18 protein-coding genes are annotated in these 22864 nt (G+C 35.4%); 11 read left to right on the top strand and 7 right to left on the bottom strand.

Going from position 1 to position 22864, the window contains the following annotated elements; genetic code table 11:
• Nucleotides 1–20 precede the first annotated feature (20 nt).
• Nucleotides 21–533, top strand: a complete 513-nt coding sequence (locus AB4Y30_RS06490; RefSeq protein ID WP_368654673.1) for a YkyB family protein — start codon at nt 21–23, stop codon at nt 531–533.
• A gap of 501 nt (nt 534–1034) precedes the next feature.
• Here the strand turns inward: AB4Y30_RS06490 and AB4Y30_RS06485 are convergent.
• Complete coding sequence (locus AB4Y30_RS06485; protein WP_368654672.1) at nt 1035–1196, bottom strand: FbpB family small basic protein; 162 nt, start codon at nt 1194–1196, stop codon at nt 1035–1037.
• A 305-nt stretch (nt 1197–1501) separates the two neighbouring features.
• On the opposite strand from AB4Y30_RS06485, the gene lepB reads away from it, so the two are divergent.
• Nucleotides 1502–2017: a signal peptidase I gene (gene lepB, locus AB4Y30_RS06480; protein ID WP_368654671.1), complete on the top strand. Its 516-nt coding sequence runs from the start codon at nt 1502–1504 to the stop codon at nt 2015–2017.
• A gap of 331 nt (nt 2018–2348) precedes the next feature.
• Here lepB and AB4Y30_RS06475 read toward each other — a convergent pair whose 3' ends face one another.
• The 3 genes from AB4Y30_RS06475 to glp are packed head-to-tail and all read right to left on the bottom strand — an operon-like array spanning nt 2349 to nt 6078.
• Nucleotides 2349–3722 (bottom strand): TrkH family potassium uptake protein, encoded by a 1374-nt coding sequence (locus AB4Y30_RS06475; RefSeq protein ID WP_368654670.1) that lies wholly within the window; start codon nt 3720–3722, stop codon nt 2349–2351.
• Between the two features lie 46 nt (nt 3723–3768).
• Complete coding sequence (moaA, locus tag AB4Y30_RS06470) at nt 3769–4794, bottom strand: GTP 3',8-cyclase MoaA (RefSeq protein ID WP_368654669.1); 1026 nt, start codon at nt 4792–4794, stop codon at nt 3769–3771.
• A 21-nt stretch (nt 4795–4815) separates the two neighbouring features.
• The gene (gene glp / locus AB4Y30_RS06465; RefSeq protein ID WP_368654668.1) at nt 4816–6078 is read right to left on the bottom strand and encodes a gephyrin-like molybdotransferase Glp; all 1263 of its coding nucleotides are present in this window, start codon (nt 6076–6078) and stop codon (nt 4816–4818) included.
• Between the two features lie 311 nt (nt 6079–6389).
• Here glp and AB4Y30_RS06460 point away from each other — a divergent pair, with 311 nt between their 5' ends.
• The 5 genes from AB4Y30_RS06460 (at nt 6390) to AB4Y30_RS06440 (ending at nt 10354) form a co-directional block, all read left to right on the top strand.
• A complete protein-coding gene (locus tag AB4Y30_RS06460) occupies nt 6390–6806 on the top strand; it encodes a YhcN/YlaJ family sporulation lipoprotein (protein ID WP_368654667.1) in 417 nt (138 codons plus the stop codon).
• A 202-nt stretch (nt 6807–7008) separates the two neighbouring features.
• On the top strand, nt 7009–7488 hold the full coding sequence (gene spoVAC / locus AB4Y30_RS06455; RefSeq protein WP_368654666.1) for a stage V sporulation protein AC: 480 nt from the start codon (nt 7009–7011) through the stop codon (nt 7486–7488).
• On the top strand, nt 7489–8493 hold the full coding sequence (gene spoVAD, locus AB4Y30_RS06450) for a stage V sporulation protein AD (protein WP_368654665.1): 1005 nt from the start codon (nt 7489–7491) through the stop codon (nt 8491–8493). It begins immediately after the preceding gene.
• A 6-nt stretch (nt 8494–8499) separates the two neighbouring features.
• Entirely contained in the window at nt 8500–8853 is a 354-nt protein-coding gene (gene spoVAE, locus AB4Y30_RS06445) for a stage V sporulation protein AE (protein WP_368654664.1), read from the top strand.
• 127 nt (nt 8854–8980) lie between these two features.
• Complete coding sequence (locus AB4Y30_RS06440) at nt 8981–10354, top strand: M20/M25/M40 family metallo-hydrolase (protein WP_368654663.1); 1374 nt, start codon at nt 8981–8983, stop codon at nt 10352–10354.
• 392 nt (nt 10355–10746) lie between these two features.
• On the opposite strand, the gene AB4Y30_RS06435 is transcribed toward AB4Y30_RS06440, so the two are convergent.
• The 3 genes from AB4Y30_RS06435 to AB4Y30_RS06425 all read right to left on the bottom strand — a co-directional run bounded on the left by AB4Y30_RS06435 (nt 10747) and on the right by AB4Y30_RS06425 (nt 14076).
• Nucleotides 10747–11619: a DMT family transporter gene (locus tag AB4Y30_RS06435; RefSeq protein ID WP_368654662.1), complete on the bottom strand. Its 873-nt coding sequence runs from the start codon at nt 11617–11619 to the stop codon at nt 10747–10749.
• Nucleotides 11620–11776: 157 nt separating this feature from the next.
• Nucleotides 11777–12763: a zinc-binding dehydrogenase gene (locus AB4Y30_RS06430; RefSeq protein ID WP_368654661.1), complete on the bottom strand. Its 987-nt coding sequence runs from the start codon at nt 12761–12763 to the stop codon at nt 11777–11779.
• A gap of 152 nt (nt 12764–12915) precedes the next feature.
• Nucleotides 12916–14076, bottom strand: coding sequence for an alanine--glyoxylate aminotransferase family protein (locus AB4Y30_RS06425; RefSeq protein ID WP_368654660.1), 1161 nt, complete (start codon nt 14074–14076; stop codon nt 12916–12918).
• Between the two features lie 743 nt (nt 14077–14819).
• Here AB4Y30_RS06425 and AB4Y30_RS06420 point away from each other — a divergent pair.
• The 4 genes from AB4Y30_RS06420 to AB4Y30_RS06405 all read left to right on the top strand — a co-directional run bounded on the left by AB4Y30_RS06420 (nt 14820) and on the right by AB4Y30_RS06405 (nt 21815).
• Nucleotides 14820–16259 carry a sodium:solute symporter gene (locus AB4Y30_RS06420; RefSeq protein ID WP_368654659.1) on the top strand — a complete coding sequence of 480 codons (1440 nt, stop codon included), beginning with the start codon at nt 14820–14822 and terminating at the stop codon, nt 16257–16259.
• 289 nt (nt 16260–16548) lie between these two features.
• Nucleotides 16549–18345, top strand: a complete 1797-nt coding sequence (locus AB4Y30_RS06415) for an IS1182 family transposase (protein WP_368654658.1) — start codon at nt 16549–16551, stop codon at nt 18343–18345.
• A 316-nt stretch (nt 18346–18661) separates the two neighbouring features.
• Nucleotides 18662–20260 (top strand): ABC transporter substrate-binding protein, encoded by a 1599-nt coding sequence (locus AB4Y30_RS06410; RefSeq protein WP_368654657.1) that lies wholly within the window; start codon nt 18662–18664, stop codon nt 20258–20260.
• A 112-nt stretch (nt 20261–20372) separates the two neighbouring features.
• Nucleotides 20373–21815: a M20 family metallopeptidase gene (locus tag AB4Y30_RS06405; protein WP_368654656.1), complete on the top strand. Its 1443-nt coding sequence runs from the start codon at nt 20373–20375 to the stop codon at nt 21813–21815.
• Nucleotides 21816–22864 lie beyond the last annotated feature (1049 nt).

Raw genomic sequence — 22864 nt, 5'->3', positions numbered from 1 at the left:
TATGAAGGAGGAAAAGAAGTATGCAAGGCAACACAACGCTTAAAGAAATTGCCCAAGCACTCTATACGATCAATCGCCATGCGAAGACAGCGCCACAGCCACAGCATTTATATCAAATTAAGAAAAAAGCAATTGAGCAGCTTGTAAAGGAAAAAAAAGCAAAACGAATTGGCTTACATTTTTCTGAGCATCCAAAATTAAGCAATCAGCATTCTACCCTGCTTATAAAGGTGGACGATTATTATTTTCATACCTTGCCAACTAAAAAGGATTTTCAAGAATTAAAACATTTAGGATCCATCGATCAAAATTATCGAAATCCACAAACAAAAATGTCATTGTCCTATGCTAAGAAAATCATTTATCGATATATCGGATGGGAACAAAAAAAGAAAAATACTACACATCAATCAAATAAACAAAAAGCTCCCAATTATTATATTCCCTCCGCACTTGGTAAAATGGAATGGCCTCCTACGAAATCTCATGGAAATCGAAAGAGAACAACGCATAACAAGCAGCCGAATAAATAAGAATATATCTTTTATTCGGCTGCTTGTTAATCTTCTACCATTTTTTCTTCCGTAGTTTTTTGACACCATGAAATAGGATCATGCAAAGCCCGAATCCTATAATTACTTCCATCAAGATGACGGCGACTTGTATAGAATCATTAGCAGGCATGTTCATATGAGGAACAATGAGCATCACCAATAAAACGAGTATCAAACTACTCGCTAAAAAGCTTAATAGCCTTTGGAGATTCAATTGGATGCAGAATAATATTAGCGACTGACTAAGAAAATAAATAAAAAGAAGCAAACTAATCAATAAGATATAATAAACATATTTTTCGTTTGGGAATAGTAAAAGCATCATTTTAAGATGTTGCCAATGGATTAAAAATATATTTATCATACTGTCAAATCCTTTTACCTCTCTTTATTTCTATTTCACTATAAATAACAGGGTTAATTCTTCCTGTAATTGCGTATATTCTTTGTACAGCTATATAATGAATTCTTTAAACCTTGTTATTCTGCTTTCTTCAAATATTGATTCCGCTTATTCTGTACTTCGATCATATGTGATTGTTCAAACTTCATTTCAATTTGTTCAATCCGCTTATGATCTTTTAGTATTTCTTCTTTATAATGATGAACTAGTTGCTCATAATCTAAGTGTTTTGCACGCATCTTCATTACACCCTTTTTAATTTTTACACGTAGGATGTCCAGTTTTTTCCATAATTATTCAATAAATTATAATAAAAATGTTTAATTTAGGTAAATTATCAGTTAAAACACAAAATGTCTGTTATATTAGTAGTAGGAAGCTTTTATAAAGAAACAATAGAGTATGTCAGTGCTGCTTTCGTGATGTTGTGAACTTAACCGATGAAAGTTCTTTTCACTGACCTTTTTGCACACGTACTAATAAGTAATTTCTTATACTTTTCTTATACATGGATGTTTTAGAAGGGAGGACATGGGTAAACATTATGAAATATAGAAATGAATGGTTAGAATGGGGAAAAGCAATACTCATTGCAATTCTACTCGCCGTTTTTATTAGAACTTTTGTATTCTCTACCTCTATTGTTGATGGAGACAGTATGGAGCCCACATTACAAAGTGGAGAGAGAATTATTTTTAATAAATTCATCTATTTTGTTGGTCAGCCGAAACGAGGCGATGTCGTAATTATTCAAAGAACACATAAAAATTATGTTAAACGTATTATTGCCTTACCAGAAGAAACAATCGAAATACGTAATCATGTACTCTATATTAATGATGAAGAATATGACCAATTATATCTTCCGGATGATCCTGCATACCTGACTGGTGATTTTGGACCCATTACAGTCCCTGAAAACAGCTATTATGTGATGGGAGATAATCGGGCAGTTAGTAAAGACAGTAGAAACGGCCTTGGTTTTATCAGTGGCGATGATATTATTGGAAGATCAGAATTTGTTATCTATCCTATTAAGGAGATGCAAATTATTAAATAATACGTTGTTAACCTAAAAAAGTATCTCCAAATGATATTTACTATCATTTGGAGATACTTTTGTTTTTTATTAACCTTCATTATCAAGAAGCATAAAACCAACGTTTAGTGCAAGAATAGCAACACAAATGATACCAAATACCGTTTCCCACATGGAAATGCACCTCCTTAATCCATTACACCTCATCATAATTATACCTAGTTTTTTAAGTTCATCAGGCCAAACACTTTTGCTAATTAATCTAAAGCAACTAATATCTATTACTTTTTTTCTATCATAACAAGAAATGAAAAGTATTGAAAGTATATTTTTACCTAATAGGAAATCAAACTTATCCTATAATCATTTTTTCTTTTGGATAACGATATTTCGGCTCAGCTCGATTGCTATTAAATATAAATAGGAATGTAATAATTCCTACTCTTCCTATAAACATCAATATCATTAAAATAATTTTACTTGTATGAGATAGCTCAGGAGTAATTCCTAATGAAAGTCCCGTCGTCCCAAAGGCTGAGGTTACTTCAAAGAGCACTTGATTCAAAGAAAATGGTTCAATAACAAGAATAATAAAGACAGAAATCAGAATCATAATAATAGCCATTAATGTCACGGTAACTGCTTTTACTAAATCTTCTTCATAAATTTCTCTCTTAAAAAGTCGAACACTCTTTCCACCTCGTATATAAGTAATCATAAAAATGATCACTAACGCCAAGGTTGTTGTACGAATTCCTCCACCTGAACTACTTGGAGAAGCCCCAATAAACATAAGTAATGACATGAACAACTGATTTTCTTCTGTCAATAGACTCACATCTAATGTTGCTAAACCAGCACTTTTAGTGGTAACAGACTGGAATAACGCATAGAAAAAAGATTCCACAAGCTGTTTATCACTAAAATAAGCAGCAAAATCAAGTAGAAAAATAACAATTGCTCCAACAATAATTAACACAAAAAAAGTCAATGTGGTAACTTTTGTAAATAGACTAAAGCGCATGCGCTTTCTCTCTTCACGTTTAGCCAGTAAATAATCTTTTACTTCTATAAGCACTGGAAAACCGATGGACCCCACTACAATAAGTAACATAATAACAATCTGAATAAAATAGTTATTATGATAAGAGATCATTGAGTTTCCTGTAATATCAAATCCACTATTAGAAATAGCACTTACGGTTAAGAAAAAACCATGATAATAGGCTTCTTTTGCTGTTGAAAAATAGCTTAAAAAATAAGTTCCTATTACTAGAAAAGCAATCAATTGAATAGATATGAGCAAAATAAGAATTTGTTTCATTAGACGAACAATTCCAGAGAATTTAGTTTGATTTTGATCCGTCATAATCAAACGTCGTTCACGTAAACCAATTTTTTTGCCCAAAAACATCCAAATTAATGTACCCATTGCCATGATACCAAACATACCAAATTGCATAATAATGGCAAGAAAGATAATTCCAACTGTACTAAATGTTTCACTGATTTCAACTGTACTCAATCCTGTTACGCTTAATGCACTAACAGCAGTAAAAACGATATCCATTGCGGAAAATGTCGCATGCTCTTTATGAGCAATGGGTAATGCCAGTAAAGCAGAAGAAATGATTAAAGCAATCAAATAAAAGACTAAAATCATTTGCACTGGCGTAAAACGATGTCCCCATTGTTGCTGCGTTCTTTTCCTTCTTTTTTCTAACATAGCAACAAACTCCTGTCTGAAAGCGCAACTTAATTAGTTAATATTTCTAACCACCAATATAAGACATTTCGATTTTTTCACGGTCTTGATCTATTAAATCTGCACGTTCTTCAGAATATCTATCTTTTCGGTCTCCCCAAATGCCTGTTATTTCATTAATTAATTCTTCATCAGTCATTCCAGCACGGAGTTTCTCTTTCATATCAAACCCACTGGAAGCAAATAAACATGTATATAATTTCCCATCTGCAGAAAGTCGCATACGGGAACAATCCCCACAGAAGGAGTCAGAAACAGAAGAAATAACACCAATTTCTCCCCCGCCATCTTGATAGCGATATCTTGAAGCAACCTCTCCATAATAATTCTCTTCTAAAGGTTCTAGTGGAAACTCATTATGAATGTGTTCAATAATTTCTTTTTTTGAAATTACATTACTGAAATCCCATCCGTTATGATTTCCAACATCCATAAATTCAATAAATCTTAAAATAACATTTGTATCCTTAAAATATCTTGCCATTGGAATAATCTGTTCATCATTCATTCCTTTTTTGACAACCATATTTATTTTCACTTTCAAACCTGCTTGTTCTGCTGCTTCGATTCCCTTTAAAACAGGTAAAGTAACTACACCTTTTCCATTAATTTCTTTAAATACCTCATCATCAATAGCATCCAAACTAATATTCACACGCATTAAGCCTGCGTCCTTTAATTTTTGAGCATCACGTTTTAAAAAAACTCCATTTGTTGTTAAGGCAATATCATCAATACCATCCATTTGAATCAAATTAGCAATTAATTCATCTAAATTACGACGCATCAACGGTTCTCCACCAGTAAGACGAATTTTATGAACTCCTAATTTAGCAAAAGCAGAAGCTAGACGAGTTATTTCTTCAAAGGACAGTAATTCTTTTTCTGGTAAAAATGCATAGTCAGGTCCAAAGATTTCTTTTGGCATACAATAGCCACAACGAAAATTACATTGGTCAATCACCGAAATTCTTAAATCCCGTAACAATCTTCCAAAATGATCTTTAATTGGACTTATCTGTGTTGATTTCACATCAATCTCTCCAATCTATCACTAGAATACTTCTTGACCCTCCATATCATTTAACAGCAACACTTCAACCTTATCACCAGAAGTATAACCTGATGTCCCTCCTGGAAGCATCATCAATGCATTAGTATGTGCTAAAGAGCTTACCACATTGGATTTATCCATCCCTGCTAGCTTCGCGCAAACCTTTCCCTCTTCATACGCGATATAGGTACGGACAAATCGCGTGAATGGGTTAGCCTTTGGTAAGTCATCTACAAATGTAGCTTTAATTCGTTTTAAATATGGCCTCTTATTATACAACAAGGTTTGAATAATTGGTCTAGTAAATAATTCAAAACCAACATAACAAGCTGAAGGATTTCCTGATAAACAAAATAAAAACTTATTATCAATTACAGCAACTGTTGTCACACTACCCGGACGCATGGCAATTTTATTAAATAATATTTCTGCACCTAGTTCCTTTAATATGGCTGGCATTAAATCAAAATCACCAACAGATACTCCACCTGTAGTAATGAGCACATCTACTTTATTTAATGCGACTTTAATCGTATCATAGCCTGTTTGAAAATCATCTGCAAGCTTACCTAAGTATTGATACTTTGCACCAGACCGTAATATCTGGGAACATACCATATATGCATTGGAATTACGTATTTTCCCAGGTTCAAGGGCTTCATGCACATCTAATAATTCTGTACCCGTTGCAATCACACCAATAACAGGTTGTTTCGCAACCTTTACTTCTGCATAACCAAAAGTAGCTAGTAAAGCTTTAACACCTGCATCAATTAAAACTCCTGCTTCGACTAGCACTTGCCCTGCAACCACTTCAGAACCTTTTTCAATAATATTTGTACCAGGTTCAAATTTACTTGTAATTGCCATATACTTTTTATCTGCATCTTCCCATTGCTGACAAACCTCGAACATGGCTACACAATCAGCACCCTTTGGGATCTCTGCTCCTGTCATGATTCTAACAGCTTGCCCCTTCTCTAATGTTTTATCAGACACAATACCAGCACCAATATGATCAATCACTTCAAATTCAATCGGATTATCTGGGGACGCAAACAATGTATCTTCTGCCCTTAAAGCAAATCCATCATAAGGAGATTTATCAAAAGCAGGAATAGGATTATCTGCAATAATAGGCTCGGCTAATCGTCGATAATCACATTCATGAAAAGAAATCGTTTCTATTTCACCATTTTTTTTATGTTTCATTACTTTTTCTATTGCTCTATTTACAGGAATTGGTTTACGAATCTCTACCATATTCTTCCCTCCAATTATAGCGTTTTGGACAAAAGTATTTATTATTCATTCTAAATATTTATTAGATGTAGACAAGATTTAACTTTTTCTTTCGTCTTAGTCTTTATATATTACCTTCTATATACCCTAGTCTACCAAAAATACAAATTAATTAATATATTTTCATATCAATGGGTTTTTATCAAATGAATTTTCTGTCAATTGGTCATTTGTCTAAAATTTTATTCCATTAAATGAATATTTTCAAAAACATAACACACAATACGAATAATTAAACGCATTTGTATACGTTAATAGAAAAGGTGATGAATTTGTTTCGTATTCTCTTGATACTTTTATTAAGTATGACGCTCATCGGTTGTTCCAATAATAATGATGAAAATAATCCCCAAGCATCCTCAGCTACTCATCCACCTGTTGTTGAAGAAGCAATAGCACTTGTTTCTGAGGAAAGAGATGTAAATAAAGTTCAGGCTATAGCTAATGAAGAGAATCTTGTTATCGCCTTTAAAGTAAATTCATTAAAGAATTTTCAATTAAAGAAAATTAAAAAATCAATCAAAGAGAAAGTGGAGAAAAATTTCCCTGACTATGATGTTACTGTATCCACAGATTTAAAAATAATGCTGGAATTAAATAAATTGCAGGAAGAACAGGATACATTATCAGAGGATGAATTTAAGCAAGCTTTACAAAAAATAATTGATTTAGAAAAAGAAGAAACATAATAAGAAAAGCGCAGAGCGACTGCTTAGAAACGTAGAGATTGTAGGGTGTCTCACGTTAGCTCTTAGTTTTTGGCGCTCGGAGCTAGACAATGCTAGCTCTGAATAAGTATTAATTTGCGCAACTTGTTATATTTTCTTACCTCTATAAAAAACTTCATTTTATGAGGACTATACTGCGATAAACTAAGGAGTTAAAAACATTATGGCTAATGAACAGAAACAAAACCTTCCATCCGAAGGACAATCATATGTCACCTATGAACAAGATAGTAATAAAAAACGTCCCTTATTAAAAAATTGTTTGAAAGCATTTGTGATTGGTGGATTAATTTGTGTAATTGGGCAGGCAATTATGATGTTTTACATTTACTTTTTTGATTTCACTGAAAAAACAGCTAGTAATCCAATGGTTGCAACATTAATTTTTATTACCATGCTTTTAACTGGTTTTGGATTTTATAATCAATTTGGACAATTCGCTGGAGCCGGTACTGCTGTTCCTGTAACTGGATTTGCAAACGCAGTAATTTCTTCGGCAATCGAACATCGAACAGAAGGTTTTATTCTAGGTGTCGGAACAAACATGTTAAAGCTGGCAGGACCTGTTATTGTATATGGTGTTTTTTCTGCTTTTATAATTGCTTTAATTAAAACCCTACTTATTAAAGGTGGTGTCATCTAATTGCTTATTGGAAATCAAACCTGGTTATTTGAAAATAAACCTGTCATTGTTTCAACTGGAACTGTTGCAGGACCATTAGAAGCAGAAGGAAACTTACGTGAAGATATCGATCATTTTTATGATGATGTGTGGTTAGACCAACCTTCCTTTGAACAAGCACAAACTATTTTAATGGAAGATGCCAGCAAAATAGCTATACAAAAAAGTGGTCTCTCACAGGAAAGTATGCAATTTTTTATTAGTGGAGATTTAATCAATCAAATCACCCCTACCACTTTCGCAGCTAAAACATTAGGATTACCTTATTTTGGTTTATTCAGTGCGTGTGCAACATCTATGGAAAGCTTAGCCCTTTCTGCAATGATTATTAATGGCGGTGGAGCAGACTACATATTAAGTGGTATTTCTAGCCACCACGCTGCTACAGAAAAACAATTTCGCTACCCAACTGAATATGGTGGACAATCTCCCCCAACTGCTCAATGGACAGTAACAGGTGCTGGCTGTGCGGTGGTTGGCAAATTAGGAAAAGGTCCTAAAATTACTTCTGCAACGATTGGTAATGTAGTTGATCTTGGAATTACTGATCCATTTAATATGGGAGAAGCAATGGCTCCTGCCGCAGTAGACACGATTATTGCGCATTTAAATGATCGTCGAATTCTTCCTAATTATTATGATCTCATTATTACAGGTGATCTTGGAAAAATCGGGAGACAAACAGCCTTACAGCTTTTAGAAGATAATGACATCCAATTGCCCGAACAGCAATTTCTTGATTGTGGTGTCCTCATCTACACAGATGAACAACCAGTTTTAGCTGGAGGTAGTGGAGCAGCTTGTTCTGCTGTTGTACTATATAGTCATATCTTCCGCTTACTGCAATCTGGGGTTGTTCGCAGAGTATTAATCGCTGCAACCGGCTCTCTCCACTCACCTTTATCTATTCAACAAAAAAAATCGATACCTACTATTGCTCATGCGGTATCCATTGAAATGGAGTGAGTATTTATGATTTTTCTTTGGGCTTTTCTTGTTGGCGGATTAATTTGTGTAATCGGCCAAATAATGTTTGATGTATTTAAATTAACTCCAGCACATACATTGACCTTTCTCGTTATACTTGGAGCTGTTTTAGATGGTTTAGGTTGGTATGAGCCATTAATAGATTTCGCTGGTGCCGGAGCTTCTGTACCAATAACAAGCTTTGGAAACTCTTTAGTTCATGGTGCAATGGCTGAAGGAGAAAAACACGGAATCATTGGTGTTGTTACTGGAATTTTTGAAGTAACAAGTGCCGGAATTTCTGCTGCGATTATCTTTGGGGTTATTGGTGCTATTTTATTTAAACCAAAAAGCAACTAACATGACAATGCGATTCTTTTCCCCTTTATTCTTAAAAATGATATAATTCAGATAAATAGTCTGTATTTTATAAGATCATTCCAATTGGAATGATCTTATATAATTAATTTAAAGGGGGAATTATCCGTTGAGTGAAGTATTTTTACAGGATTTACGAACTACAGTAAATAAAAATTTAAGTGAGTCTGTTGAAAAGTTGAGTAAGTATATAAGCACCCCTTCTATTTCTGCACAAAACAAGGGAATTCCTGAAGCTGTTAATCAAGTTGTGAAATTTATTGAAGAATTAAACGGTGAAGTAAAGATACTTGATGACCTTGGTGGAAATCCTGTTATCTATGGATTCTTTGCAGCGGGGAAAAATGGAAATTCTAATAAGACATTATTATTTTACAATCATTACGATGTCCAACCACCTGAACCACTGGAAGAATGGAAAACAGAACCTTTCAGCTTAACAAATGTAGATGGAACTTTATTTGCTAGAGGTGTAGCAGATAATAAAGGGGACTTAATCGCTCGTCTTTCTGCAATTAAAGCATTACAAGAATTAGAAGATGGACTTCCTTGTAATATTAAATTTCTTATTGAAGGCGAAGAAGAAATTGGTAGCCCTAATCTAACTCCTTATCTCGCTAAATATACTGATTTATTCCAAGCAAATGCTTGTATTTGGGAATTTGGTGGCAAAGATGAACAAGACCGTGTTAGCATGGTTGCTGGAATTAAAGGGATGGCTTATATGGATCTAATCTGTGAGGGGGCTGATTTCGACCTACATTCGTCTGTTGGAGCATATGTGGACAATGCTGCTTGGCGCCTTGTACATGCATTAGCTTCTATGCGAAATGAGAACAATGAAATTATTGTAGAAGGATTCCATGACGGAATCATTCCGCCAACAGAAAAAGAGCTAGAAATTGTTCGTAACCTTCCATTTAATGAAGAAGCTCTTGAAAAATTATACGGTTTAAAGCGACCGCTAATTACTAAAAATAAAAATCAGGACCCACGTGAAGCAATGGTTTTTGATCCGACAATGACTATTTGTGGGTTAGAAAGTGGTTACTATGGTGAAGGAAGTAAAACCGTTCTTCCGAAAAAGGCAATGGCAAAACTCGATTGCCGTTTAGTTCCCGGACAAGACCCTAACCACATTGTGGAATGTGTACGTCGTCATTTAGATAAACATGGCTTCACCGATGTAAAAGTATCTTCTCTCAATGGACAATTTGCATATCGTTCTGATTTTGATGATCCTTTTGTAGATTTAGTTGTCCAAACAGCCAAAGATACCTATGAAAGAGAAGTAGTAATTGCACCAAATTCAGCGGGAACAGGCCCAATGTATGAATTTGGGAATCGCCTAGCAGTACCTGTAGTTAGTACAGGAGTTGGCTGGGTAAATTCAAAAGCCCACTCGCCAAATGAATCTATTCGTCTAACAGATTTTGAAGAAGGTATTGTTCATATGGCATATTTAATGAAGAAGTTTGGATAAGAATGGAAAAGGAGCTGTCATCAATGCATGATAGCTCCTTTTTCTGTATTCTTTACCGATAATCATTTTAAACATTACGTGATATACTATCTTCACTTTTTTGGGAGATAAAAAAGTATAAAAGTTTTGCACAAATTATTCTTATTCAGAGCTAGCTATGTCTAGCTCCGAGCGCCAAAAACTAAGAGCTAACGAGCCACCTTACAATAGTCAACATCGGTTCTGTTTTATCTGTTTTATAAGGAAGCCCGACTAAAACCAGGCTAAAGCCTAACGTCGGATACCCCTAAAGGGGCATGTTTTCTTTATCTCGGTTGTGCCACTCCAATCTCTACGTTTTTTGACGTACAGGATGTACTAGTGCAGGACGTTATGCTCGTGACGTCGCGTTTTTAGCTTGTACGGGCGCTCTGCGCTTTTCGTTCCTGGTTTGGACTATTTACAAAACGTATTCCTAATAATACAAGGAAAACCCCAATCATTGTTACCATACTTAGATTTTCATTTAAAAAGATATATCCGCAAATTACTCCCATAATTGGTACTAATAGCAAAGACATTGAAGCCTTGCTCGCTTCTGTACGTCGCAATATGTAATTCCACATCACAAAGGCTAGTGCAGAGGCAATAATACCAGAATACAATATGTAAATAACTGGCACTACTCCCCATTGAGATTCACCATGTTCAAATAATAAAGTATACATTAATAATCCTAGCGCCCCAATTGTCATTTGCCAAGTCGTAAATTGCACTGTATCACTATGCTTTAATTTCAATTTAAAAAGTAAATTAGCTATCGCCCAAGAAACAGCCGAGCTTAGACCAAGTAACATAATCCATACGGATCCTCCTGATTGAATATTCATCGCAATAAACAGTCCCATAATGCCGATAATAATTCCAATAGTTTGTTTTACTGCTAGCCTTTCTCCAGGAATCCATTTATGAGCCATGAGTGATAAAAAAAGCGGCATACTATAAGTTAAAACAGAAGTAAGACCTGCACTAATGTAATTAAGTGATATTTGGATAGCGATATTAAAATAAGCAGTCTGGAAAAAACCGCATAAAATAAGCCATTTTAAATCTGATTTATGAGGAAGTGGTGTTTTTCTCCATACACATACAAGAATAAGTACTATTGCACCAGTCAAAAACCTTAGTGTAGCAAACTCCCCGGGAGGAAAAAAGTCATTTCCTAGTTTCATAATTACAAAATTAAAGCCCCATATTAAGCATAAAACGATCATAAAAAAATACATGTGATTGATTCTCTCTCTTTATAAATTTAACATTAAATCTAAATAATGATTGTGATTTAACATTTTACAACAAGAAAAAGACATAGTATTAATCATTTTTATATGACTATCCACTATACCTTTTTCTTATAAATTATTGTTCATTAATTGCTTTTTTTTACTTTTCTATTAACAAAGCAATTTTTCCAAATTGTTCACTTTTGTCTAGCATTTGGAAAGCAGCCTCTGCTTGTTCTAATGGGAATGATTTTGCAATTTCTGGATAAATCCCATGTGTTGCAATAAACTCAAGCATTGCTTTAAACTCTTCTCTACTCCCCATTGTCGAACCAATTAATTGATATTGACCGTAGAAAAATTCACGTAAGTTAAGCTGAACAGTATCATCTGTTGTTGCTCCGAAAACAACTATTTTCCCTCCTTGCTTTAATACTTCCAAGGATCGGTTAAATGTCGCTTCCCCAACACTATCGATAACTAAATCAATTGTTTCACCCTTCAACTCTTCCTGCCAATCTCCATTTGTATCAATGGCTTTATCGACTCCAAGCACCTTTAATGCATGTTCACGTTTTTCCTCACTTCTAGAAGTTACAATTACTCTTGCACCAATATGCTTAGCATAACATACAATAAAGGTTGCAACACCACTACCAACACCAGGAACAAATAAGGTTTGTCCTTTCTGTAATTGACCTTTTGTAAAAGTAGCACGATAGGCAGTTAATGCGGCTAAACCTAAAACGCCTGATTGTTCCCATGTTAAATGAGCTGGTTTCTTCTCTACCTGATTAGCAGCAAGAACAATTCGTTCTGCAAATGTGCCATGATCAGGCATTCCAAGAATATCAAATCCAGCAGGTGGAGCATCACTATTCTTCTCCCAACGTAAAGCTGGATTAATAATTACTTCGTCACCTACATTAATATCTTTTACCTCTGCACCTACATGTTCAATTACCCCAGCTCCGTCAGAACCTAAAATTAATGCCTCTTTATCTGGCCCTAAACGATTTGGAATATATAAATCTCTGCGATTTAACCCAGATACCTTTAATTTGACTACAACTTCATCAACCTTTGCAACTGGAGTAGACATCTCTTTTAATTTTAACTTCCCATATTCATAAACAAATGCTTTCATAATTATTCCATTCCTCCATTTTCATAAAATCATAATAAACGAAGTCTTTTTATAAAAAAAGCAATGGATACAGATTTTAAACTGATCCATTGCTTATAATTATACGCTAATACTAATAAATTCTAAAAAAATTTGATTTATTAAGAAAGCATTTATACTTTTTTAGTTGACAAGAAAACTTCCTGCGCTGCTTGAATACCTTCGCCTAAATTGATTTTCTTACCAATTCTTACAAGTCCAATTTCTAGGGCACTGATATATTGTAGCGCATCAGCTGGAGAACAATACCCCATATGACCAATACGCAACATTTTTCCTGCCATTTTTCCGAGTCCACCAGCAATTGCAATATGGAAGTCTTTTTTCACAACAGCTAATAGCTCTTCTACATCAAAATCATCTGCTTTTGCTCCTGTTATTGTTGGAGAAGCGGTTTCATCACTAGCTGTTAATGGAATATTCCATTGTTTAAACGCTGCACGAGTCATGTCACTTAATAAACGATGACGAGCAAACACATTTTCTATGCCTTCTTCATGCATTAAATCAAGAGAAGCATTTAAACTATTTAATAATGGAACTGCAGGTGTAAAAGGTGATTGTCCCTCTGCTAATTGTTCAATATATTTATTGTAGTCAAAGAAAAATCTTCCTCGCGTAACTTGCTTTGCAACTTCTTGGGCACGTTCACTAAAAGCTACAAAACCTAATCCTGGAGGAGTCATCATCGCTTTTTGAGAACCTGTTCCTAGAATATCAATATCCCACTCATCCATGTTTCCTGCAATACCACCCACACTTGAAACGCCATCAGCAATAAACACAGCATCCGAATATTCATGTACAACAGCCGCTAAATCCTTCATTGGATTAATAACACCTGTTGATGTTTCACAAAATGTCGCAAAAACAGCTTTAATATTTGGATGACTTTTTAAATAATCCTTTACCGCTTCTGGGTCTGCTGCTTCTCCCCACTCTGTTTCCAATACATGCACATGAAGTAAATGTGCTTCACACATGGACGCATACAATTCTCCAAATCGTCCTGTAACAAGTACTAAAACTTCATCACCAGAATTTGTTACATTAACAATCGCAGTTTCCATACTTGCTGTTCCACTACCAGACATGACAGCAACTTCCTGCTTGGTTCCAAATATAGGCTTAAGCTTTGGAGAAAGACTTACAATAGCCTCTGTCATTTCAGGCCCTCTTGCAACCATTGGGAGGGTCATTGCTCTCTCTACACTTGGTGGTAATGGTGTTGGCCCTGGAAAACGTAAAACGAGATGATCAAGTGACATTTTCATCTAACAATCCCCATTTCATTAAACTGATATTTATTATATTATTATGTAAGCGCAATCTTCTCTTTCATCATATCAAAACCAATAACATTGTCAATATATCGACTTTTCTTAATTATATATACAATGTATCTTCATGATAATGAGATTTTTTCGAAATATTTATTTAATGAGGAAGGAGGAAAAGAATGGTTGAATAGATTTACTAACAGAATTTTTCCTTCTATTATTTTTCGTATATTAATTTAGTGATTTAAACATCAAAAAAACCAAAAAACAATAACACAAGATACAGGCAAGAAAAGCTTTTTAGTAATAATTAATGTTTTTATCCATATAAATTTATATAACTCAAATGTCCAAAGTAATTCACTGTACAAAAAGGAAATATTTTCACAAAGGTATTGCTATTAAGAAGTGGTTCAAAAATTCGGCAAAAATATATTACGCAAGGGATATTCAAATAAGTCCAGAGTCAACTTATACCCAACATGGTAGTCACTGTTTTCTATAAAAAAGCTTATGATTAGCACTTGATTATCAACTAAAATTATTACTTCAAGTAAGTAACTTAAAAATCAGCACATCCAATACACATCTGTTCCTCGAATACTTTTTAGTGACGTTTATGACATCTGTAATTTTAGATGAATAGAATAGAAGTGTAATTGATATTGCCACTTTAACGAACCCAATTCTTTTTAACCTCCTTTTTGAACATCAACTATAAGGAAAGGAGAAATGATATGAGTCTATTAACATTAACTTGGATCTCAACTATTGTATTAAGTATTTTCTTTATTTGTATGTCACTTGCTTTTAGGAAAAAAGCCAGTACTAGTTTTACTAATTTTGCTATTGCAGGAGGAACTCTCCCGTTTATTTTGCTCTTATTTACTGATATTGCCACTATTATGGGAGTTGGAAATTTTGTTGGTCACTCCTCTAAGGGATATGAAATTGGTTTAGCCAATATTCCTTTTGTGATTGGAGAGCAAGGAGCAAAAATAATTTTCGCATTAGTATTCGCAGGGTTTGCTGCAAAATTCGCCTATAAAACACTTGCAGAGCTAATGAATGATTTATTATTACGTGATAAGATTGCCAGGGCATTGGTTGGTCTATTAACAGCCTCCATTATGATTGCGTGGGTTGGCGGACAAGCAAAAGGAATGGGTGCCTTATTTTCAGTGTTCACGGGAACTGATCCCACCCTTATGATCGTCGTATTTTCAGGTGTTTTCATACTTTACACGATGATTGGTGGTATGTATTCGGTTGTATGGACTGATTTAATTCAAGGCTCATTGCTCATTGCCATTGCTATTTGGATTTATGTGAAAATATTTGCCAAGGTTAATTTTAGTTACTCCGAATTAAAAACACGCCTTGCTGATGTAGGTGCTGGTCATCTAGCAGAAATGACCTTATCCTTTGGAGAGGTATTTACATTGTTTTTAACAGGAACCTTAGGTGTGCTTGCCGCACAGGTCTATTGGCAAAGATGTTTTGCTGCTAAAAAGCCAAAGGATGCAAGTCGAGCTATGTTCTACAGTGGAATTGCAGCAATTATTTTAACATGTTTAGCGACTATTTCAGGTTTGGTTGTCAAAGTAACGAATCCGAATCTTGATCCTGGTCAAGCTATCTCATGGTTGATTTTGGAGGAAATGACCCAATTTGTAGCATTAGGATTCTTTATTCTTATTTATCTCGCAGCCATCTCAAGTGCATCATCCTTGTTACATTCTGCGTCAGTAGTCATTACCAATGATTTAATTATCCCTAATACAAAAGCTAGAACAGATGATTTTTACATCAAGTTTACTCGTTGGTGCATCCTGCTGGTCGGGATTGTCGCTGTAGGGGCTGCTGTTTGGTCAGAATCGATCATTGACCTATTTAGCCTTGCTTATACCATGGCTGGTGGTGGCGTTATACCTGTTTTAATTATTGGATTACTTTGGAAACGGAAAAAACAAGAAGCATTTAATATGGGAACACAAAATAGTGGTGTATCCGTTTGGGGCGGTCGAATCGGCTTAGTTTCAGGAGCTGCTGCATCTCTTGCATTTGGAATTCTTTGGGGAGTTCTTATTTCATCCATATTGACCATTATTCTGTCTCTTCTAATCCCAACTAATCGCAAACCAGATTTGAACGAAGAATCAATTACACAACCATAAAATTATGAAAGAAAAGCCTAGAGCGTCCTTACAGGCTAAAAGCATGATGCGAGACCTCTTAGTTTTTGGTGCTCAAAGCTAGACAACACCAATTATGAGTAAGTATTATTTTACGCATTTTTTATACTTTCTTACTCTCCTATGAAATGGGGCTGTCCAAAAAGTCAGTGAAAACTGCTTTTCTATGACGGCCCTTTTTTTCTTTATTCTTCCTAAAAAACATATAAAAAAATCGCCTTTTCTTGTAAAATGGAGTTACCACACAACATTTCAGAAAGGGCGATTTTTTATGAAATCTCATACAAATTGTACCACACAAACGACACTTCCTCTAGAGGTAATCGAGGAAAAAGTTACAGCTTCTAACCCAGCAACTCCCTTATTTAAACCTTACGATAACCGACAAAGCACGGTGATTTTTGATATCCAAGATTATATCCCTACACATCATGTAGCACGAGTGGTAGATGAAATGGTGGAGCGTATCCCAAAGGAACAGCTCTATCGTTATTATAGCGGTGGAGGTAGACCAGCCTTTCATCCCAAAATGATGCTGAAAGTTATTTTATATGCTTACAGCCAAAAAATATATTCCTGTAGAGACATCGAAAAAATGACCAAAGAAAATCTACCAACTATGTGGCTTGCAGGTATGCAAACCCCTGATTTTCGCACCATCAATGCGTTTCGTGGGAAGCGAATGAAAGCCATGATGGATCAGCTATTTGAAACGATGATTCTGCAACTGATAGAAGATCAATGGATTACGATGGAAAACTACTTCTTGGATGGCACAAAGATAGAAGCCAATGCCAATAAGTATTCTTTCGTATGGAAAAAATCAACCGTGCGATGGGAGGCGCAGTTAAAGCAACGCATCCAGGAAACGTTGGCACATATCGATACGATTGCCGCACAGGAAGAGCTAGAGATAAGCCATTCTAAAGAAGAAGCGACTGCGGAAGACTTAGAAGCGATTGCCAATCAACTAGCAGAAAAAGTAGATGCCCTTTCTGAAGCTATCGAAAATACGGAAGAAAGTCAGCTTCGAAAACAGCTCCGCTCTCGTCGTAGCACCTTAAAAAAACCAATGAAACAAATACGTGAGAACTTTCTTCCACGTATGGAAAAGTATCAGACCTATCAAACCATCTTAGGAGATCGAAACAGCTTTTCCAAGACAGATCCGGATGCCACGTTTATGCGGATGAAAGAAGATCATATGAGAAATGGACAGTTGAAGCCAGGCTATAATGTACAAATGGCCACAGAAAATCAATTGATTGTCGATTACTCCGTGCATCAACGACCAAATGATACTCGGTGTTTTATTCCACACTTGGAGAAGTTGGCAGCTTCTAACCTTCCGATGCCTCAACGGATCATTGCCGATGCAGGTTATGGAAGTGAAGCAAATTATTTATATGCGATTGGTGAAGAGAAATCCCCTCGTTTTGAATTTTTAATACCCTATGGCACCTATCTCAAAGAACAAAAAAGAGCGTACAAAAAAGACATTAAAAACTTTAAAAATTGGACCTATCGTGCCCATGAGGATGATTATATCTGCCCAAATAACCGAAGAGTCGTGTTCAAAAAATATCTCAATCGGAAGAATAGGTCTGGTTATGTGCAGAGTTATAAAATTTATGAATGTGAAAGTTGTTTGGATTGTCCATTGAAGCCCCAGTGTACGAAGGCAAAGGGGAACAGACAAATTTTTTGGAATACAATCTTTGAAGAAATGAAAGCTAAGGCAAAAGCAGCCCTTGAAAGTGAAGAGGAAGCAGCAATCTACGCCCAACGAAAAGTGGAAGTAGAAAGTGTTTTCGGTCACATCAAGGGCAATCGGTCGTTCCGTAGATTTTCTTTACGGGGTATCGATAAAGTCCACACAGAATTCGGGATCGTGGCAATAGCCCACAATATCCTGAAAATAGCTGAGCTTCGCAGGCTACTTTTCAGGAATTTTTTACAAATGAAAAACAAGAAGAGAAAAATGATTTATTTTTCTTCCTCTTGTTTTATTTTGGGGGCTTATTGGACAGCCCCTTTTTCTTGTGTACAGATGGAAAATATCATTTAACTCAAGCCCTTACTAGATAGTAATTTCTTTAACCTCCGGCACCTCATTTTTAAAATTACTATCTAAATTTTCCAAATTGACACGCAAAGTTCCGAGGTGTATCATTTTTTTAACAGAGTAATTTCTATTTTCCCAAAATTACTTCTTTTATGAAGAAAGGTGCTGATGCCACTCCTCACGTATAACATTTTAAATCAGCTATTCTCAAAGCTATTGCACATCTTCAATAACAACTCTAGTCCCTAGTTTTACCTGTATTAAAACGCCAAAATCACAGAATTTTATCAGGACTTAATGTATTGGGGGAAAAATGATAATGAGACTTATTAATCGAAAAGGAATTCTCTTTTTATTGTTAGCTTCTCTATTATTAGTTGTTGCATGTAGTTCAAATTCTTCAAAAGATGAGGATGAATCCACCAATGAGAACGAGGAAAGCGATGAAGAAATAACAACAGGAGGAATATTAAACATTGCTATGGATGCCCCTCCACCGACACTTGATCAGCCAATAAGTACTGCTGCTGCTGCGCGTGATGCTTCTAGACTTATTTTTGAAAGTCTCGTTACAACTGACTTGGAATACAATCCAGTTCCTATGCTAGCGGAAAAAATTGAAACCGAGGATAATCAAACATATACATTTCATTTAAGACAAGGCGTTAAATTTCATAATGGAAAAGAAATGACAGCAGAAGATGTTGTCGCATCCATGAATCGTTGGATGGAAAAATCGACGATAACAGGAAATATATTTACTGGAGCAACATGGACTGCTAAAGATGACCATACTGTTGTATTAGAATTAGAGGTCGCTTCCGCTCTTGCTTTAGATACACTTGCTTCCTCCAAGCAAGGAGCTGCGATTATGCCAAGAGAAATTATCGAATCAGCGCCAGTTGAAGGGGTCGATGAATACATAGGAACAGGCCCGTTCAAATTTGTAGAATGGAAACAGGACCAATATATTCATTATGAAAAATACGAAGACTATCAGCCTGTAGATTTGGAAACAAATGGGTTATCTGGTAAAAGAGAAGCATTAGTAGATGAAATTTATATCCATATTGTCACAGATCCTTCTACACGAGTAACTGGATTACAAACAGGCGAGTATGATATTGCTTACGGTATTCCGTACGACAACTATGACCAGATACAGAACGATGCAAACCTAGAAACAATTCTTGAACCAGGAGCAAATAATCTTTTAGGTTTAAACAATGTTGAAGGTCCAGCATCTGATTTAAAAATGCGTCAGGTTATTAATACGGCTCTTGATATGGATGCGATTATGATGGCTGCTTACCCTAATAAAGACTTTTACTGGTTAGACTCTGGATATATGGATGTCAATATAAAGAATTGGGCAAGCACAGCTGGAAGTGAATACTACAACCAAAATGACCCTGAAAAAGCTAAACAGATGTTAGAAGAAATGGGTTATGATGGCGAAGAGTTTAGAATCATGGCAACACGTGATTATGGTCAGCTTTATAATTTAGCGGTCGTTATTCAAGAACAATTAAAACAAATTGGAATGAATGCTACCCTTGAATTATATGATTGGCCAACTATGCTTGAGCTTCGTGATTCAGATACAAGTGCTTGGGATGCATTTATTACTGCTTCAACAACAGTTAGCACACCACCACAGCTTCTTGCATTAAGTCCTACTTGGGGTGGCGGAGTAAATGATGATTCTGTTGGTGAAGCGATAAGAGCTATTGAAACTGCACCAACGATAGAAGAGGCTCAGAAACTATGGGACGACTTACAGCTTTATGCCTGGGAGGAATTATTACCTGTTATCCCATTAGGAGGTAACAGTACCTTATATGCACATCACGAAAAAGTAAAAGGAATTACAAATAATACAGGTTTAATATTCTGGAATGTTTACATTTCTGAATAAGTACAATTTATATTGTAAGTGAGGGATGTCACCAATAAACAATCATCCCTTCCCTGCTAAATAGATACGGATTTTTTTAAATTTTTTATACATCTAAGGAGGAATTTTATCAATGGGAGTAAGTACAACAGATCACGTAAGGGAATATATAGCAAATCAGCGAGAGACATTTACGAAAATAAGTGATTATGTTTTTGATCATCCAGAATTAAGATTTGTAGAGTATAAATCAACGGAATTTTTAGCTTCAGAATGTGAAAAGGCAGGATTTGAAGTGGAGCGTGGTGTGGCAAATATTGAAACAGCCTTCGTCGCAACCTATGGAAGCGGATCACCAGTCATTGGTTTTTTAGGAGAGTATGACGCATTATCTGGTTTAGGCCAAGTACCAGATGAGACAAGTCCGAAACCAGACGGGAATGCTAATGGTCATGGTTGTGGCCATAATTTATTAGGTGTTGGTGCATTTGCTGCTGCATGTGCAACAAAAAATTATTTAGAAGAAAATAATTTGCCTGGAACGGTTAAATTCTTTGGTTGTCCTGGAGAAGAAGGTGGATCAGGAAAAACATTTATGGTGCGAGAAGGTGTCTTTGATGGAGTTGATATTGCCTTAACATGGCATCCAGCAGATTCAAACGGCATCATGAGTCAATCAAGCCTTGCAAACTATCAAGTATATTTCCAATTTGAAGGGATTTCCTCACACGCTGCGGCCTCTCCTCACCTTGGACGAAGTGCGTTAGATGCTGTAGAACTTATGAATTCAGGAGTAAACTATTTACGTGAACATGTTGTACCCGAAGCACGTATGCATTATGCGATTACAAATGCTGGAGGAATTTCACCTAATGTTGTTCAGCCAATTGCAGAGGTATTATATTTAATTCGAGCACCAAAAGTAAAACAAGTTGATGATATATTTAAACGTGTTGTGAAAATTGCCGAAGGTGCTGCATTGATGACAGAAACAAAGATGTCCATTCGCTTTGATAAAGCATGCTCGAACTATATTCCTAATCGTCATTTAGAAAAACTTTTATATAATAGCTTAAAAGAATCAAATGTGGAGGAACCAACTCCAGAAGAGAACGCATTTGCCAAGGGAATTTGGGAATCTTTAACTCCAGGTGAACAAGAGAGTTTCTTAAAAATGGCAGAAAACTTTGGCTATAATGGAGATGGTAGTGAATTTAAGGGGAAATATTTATCCGATTTAATTTCACCTTATACTCCTTCTGATCAGGCGATGGCTGGATCCACAGATGTATCCGATGTAAGCTGGGTTGTTCCTACGGCTCAATTGGCTGCAGCAACATGTGCACTCGGAACTCCTGCGCATACATGGCAAATGGTTACACAAGGAAAAAGCAGCTTTGCACATAAAGGAATGCTAAGATCCGCTGAGGCAATGGCAAAAACAGCTATACATTTATTAAATAATGAAGAGGATTTGGAAAAAGTACAGCAAGAATTCGCAGCATTTAAAGCAGCCAATCCATATACTTGTCCAATCCCAGCTGATGTTCGACCAAATATTTTAAAGATTGATTAAATCTAGCTAGAGGGTAGATTAGACTAATCATATAGAATCTAATTATAAATAGATAGAGATGGGGAATTTATATAATTTCCTATCTCTATCTTTTTAAAATATATACTTCCTTCAAAATCTTACTATGCGATCAAGCGGTATTTTATGGAAAAAATCTCTTGTTTTTTAGCGTTGTAGGTCTTCATTCAAAGGTTTGATAATCTCATAAATTCCATTACCTAATCTAGTTAGTTGAAAGAAACTTATGTAAGCCAAAACAATAGGAATCACCCTTCCTTCCCCCCTCTTCTATTTAAAATTTGTAGCGTTTTAAATTTTTTTCTTCTCTATTTATATGAAAGCATTAGGAAATTGGCACCACTTTCACTGAATTGCTAATTTGACATGCAAATTTATGAAGTTTAGTATATTAATTGTGTAAAAAATTGAACTTGCTACATGCTTGGGACATTAGCACGAAAATGTACTGTAGAAAAAGAATGGGGGTATGATAATCTAATCTACTTAAAGATCTGGTTAAAAATACACACCATAGTTTTAAAAAACCAGACTGGTCTTTTACAATCCGAGATATACATCAGAGACAAGTGTGACACTTAAATAATGCACTGAGATCAGATGGTCAAGTTCATTATAGAGGTTGAATAAAGAAGTTTTGTTTTAATAAATGAATAACTCATAAAGGTTATTCAAAAAACAGCGTAAAAAAAGACACATCGAATTTCTTCGTTAGTGCTGAAATTGCTTACGTACATATTTTGTGCGCTTTACAGTAATCAGCACATCCTGCACAATCCCGGGACGTCACAATTTAGGTGACTTGGGTCTTTTTGTCCTCCTTTTTTGAATGTATATATGACTTTAAGGAAAAATTTTAAGTCATACTTGATTATCATCAAATTGAAAGTATTTTTATTCCCTTATGCTTATAGGAAAAATATTATCGTTTTTTTAAAACGATATTTTCTCAACATGCATTTTACAAAAGACCGCTAAAAAAATTATGTGTTAATAACCATCGTCTCTCGTATGTAATATTTCGGAAATGA

The organism is Ornithinibacillus sp. 4-3 (assembly GCF_040958695.1).
In the GTDB taxonomy this organism is placed as follows: Bacteria; Bacillota; Bacilli; order Bacillales; family Amphibacillaceae; genus CALAMD01.
Note: the sequence above shows the minus strand (reverse complement) of the source record. Positions and strands in the feature narration are given on the sequence as shown.

Excerpts from the sequence above, each read along its gene's own strand:
- spoVAE (WP_368654664.1), top strand. The coding sequence starts at position 8,500 with ATGATTTTTCTTTGGGCTTTTCTTGTTGGCGGATTAATTTGTGTAATC.
- AB4Y30_RS06485 (WP_368654672.1), bottom strand. The coding sequence starts at position 1,196 with ATGCGTGCAAAACACTTAGATTATGAGCAACTAGTTCATCATTATAAA.
- lepB (WP_368654671.1), top strand. The coding sequence starts at position 1,502 with ATGAAATATAGAAATGAATGGTTAGAATGGGGAAAAGCAATACTCATT.
- AB4Y30_RS06475 (WP_368654670.1), bottom strand. The coding sequence starts at position 3,722 with ATGTTAGAAAAAAGAAGGAAAAGAACGCAGCAACAATGGGGACATCGT.
- AB4Y30_RS06410 (WP_368654657.1), top strand. The coding sequence starts at position 18,662 with ATGAGACTTATTAATCGAAAAGGAATTCTCTTTTTATTGTTAGCTTCT.
- AB4Y30_RS06420 (WP_368654659.1), top strand. The coding sequence starts at position 14,820 with ATGAGTCTATTAACATTAACTTGGATCTCAACTATTGTATTAAGTATT.
- AB4Y30_RS06415 (WP_368654658.1), top strand. The coding sequence starts at position 16,549 with ATGAAATCTCATACAAATTGTACCACACAAACGACACTTCCTCTAGAG.
- spoVAC (WP_368654666.1), top strand. The coding sequence starts at position 7,009 with ATGGCTAATGAACAGAAACAAAACCTTCCATCCGAAGGACAATCATAT.
- AB4Y30_RS06435 (WP_368654662.1), bottom strand. The coding sequence starts at position 11,619 with ATGTATTTTTTTATGATCGTTTTATGCTTAATATGGGGCTTTAATTTT.
- AB4Y30_RS06405 (WP_368654656.1), top strand. The coding sequence starts at position 20,373 with ATGGGAGTAAGTACAACAGATCACGTAAGGGAATATATAGCAAATCAG.
- AB4Y30_RS06430 (WP_368654661.1), bottom strand. The coding sequence starts at position 12,763 with ATGAAAGCATTTGTTTATGAATATGGGAAGTTAAAATTAAAAGAGATG.
- AB4Y30_RS06490 (WP_368654673.1), top strand. The coding sequence starts at position 21 with ATGCAAGGCAACACAACGCTTAAAGAAATTGCCCAAGCACTCTATACG.
- AB4Y30_RS06425 (WP_368654660.1), bottom strand. The coding sequence starts at position 14,076 with ATGAAAATGTCACTTGATCATCTCGTTTTACGTTTTCCAGGGCCAACA.
- glp (WP_368654668.1), bottom strand. The coding sequence starts at position 6,078 with ATGGTAGAGATTCGTAAACCAATTCCTGTAAATAGAGCAATAGAAAAA.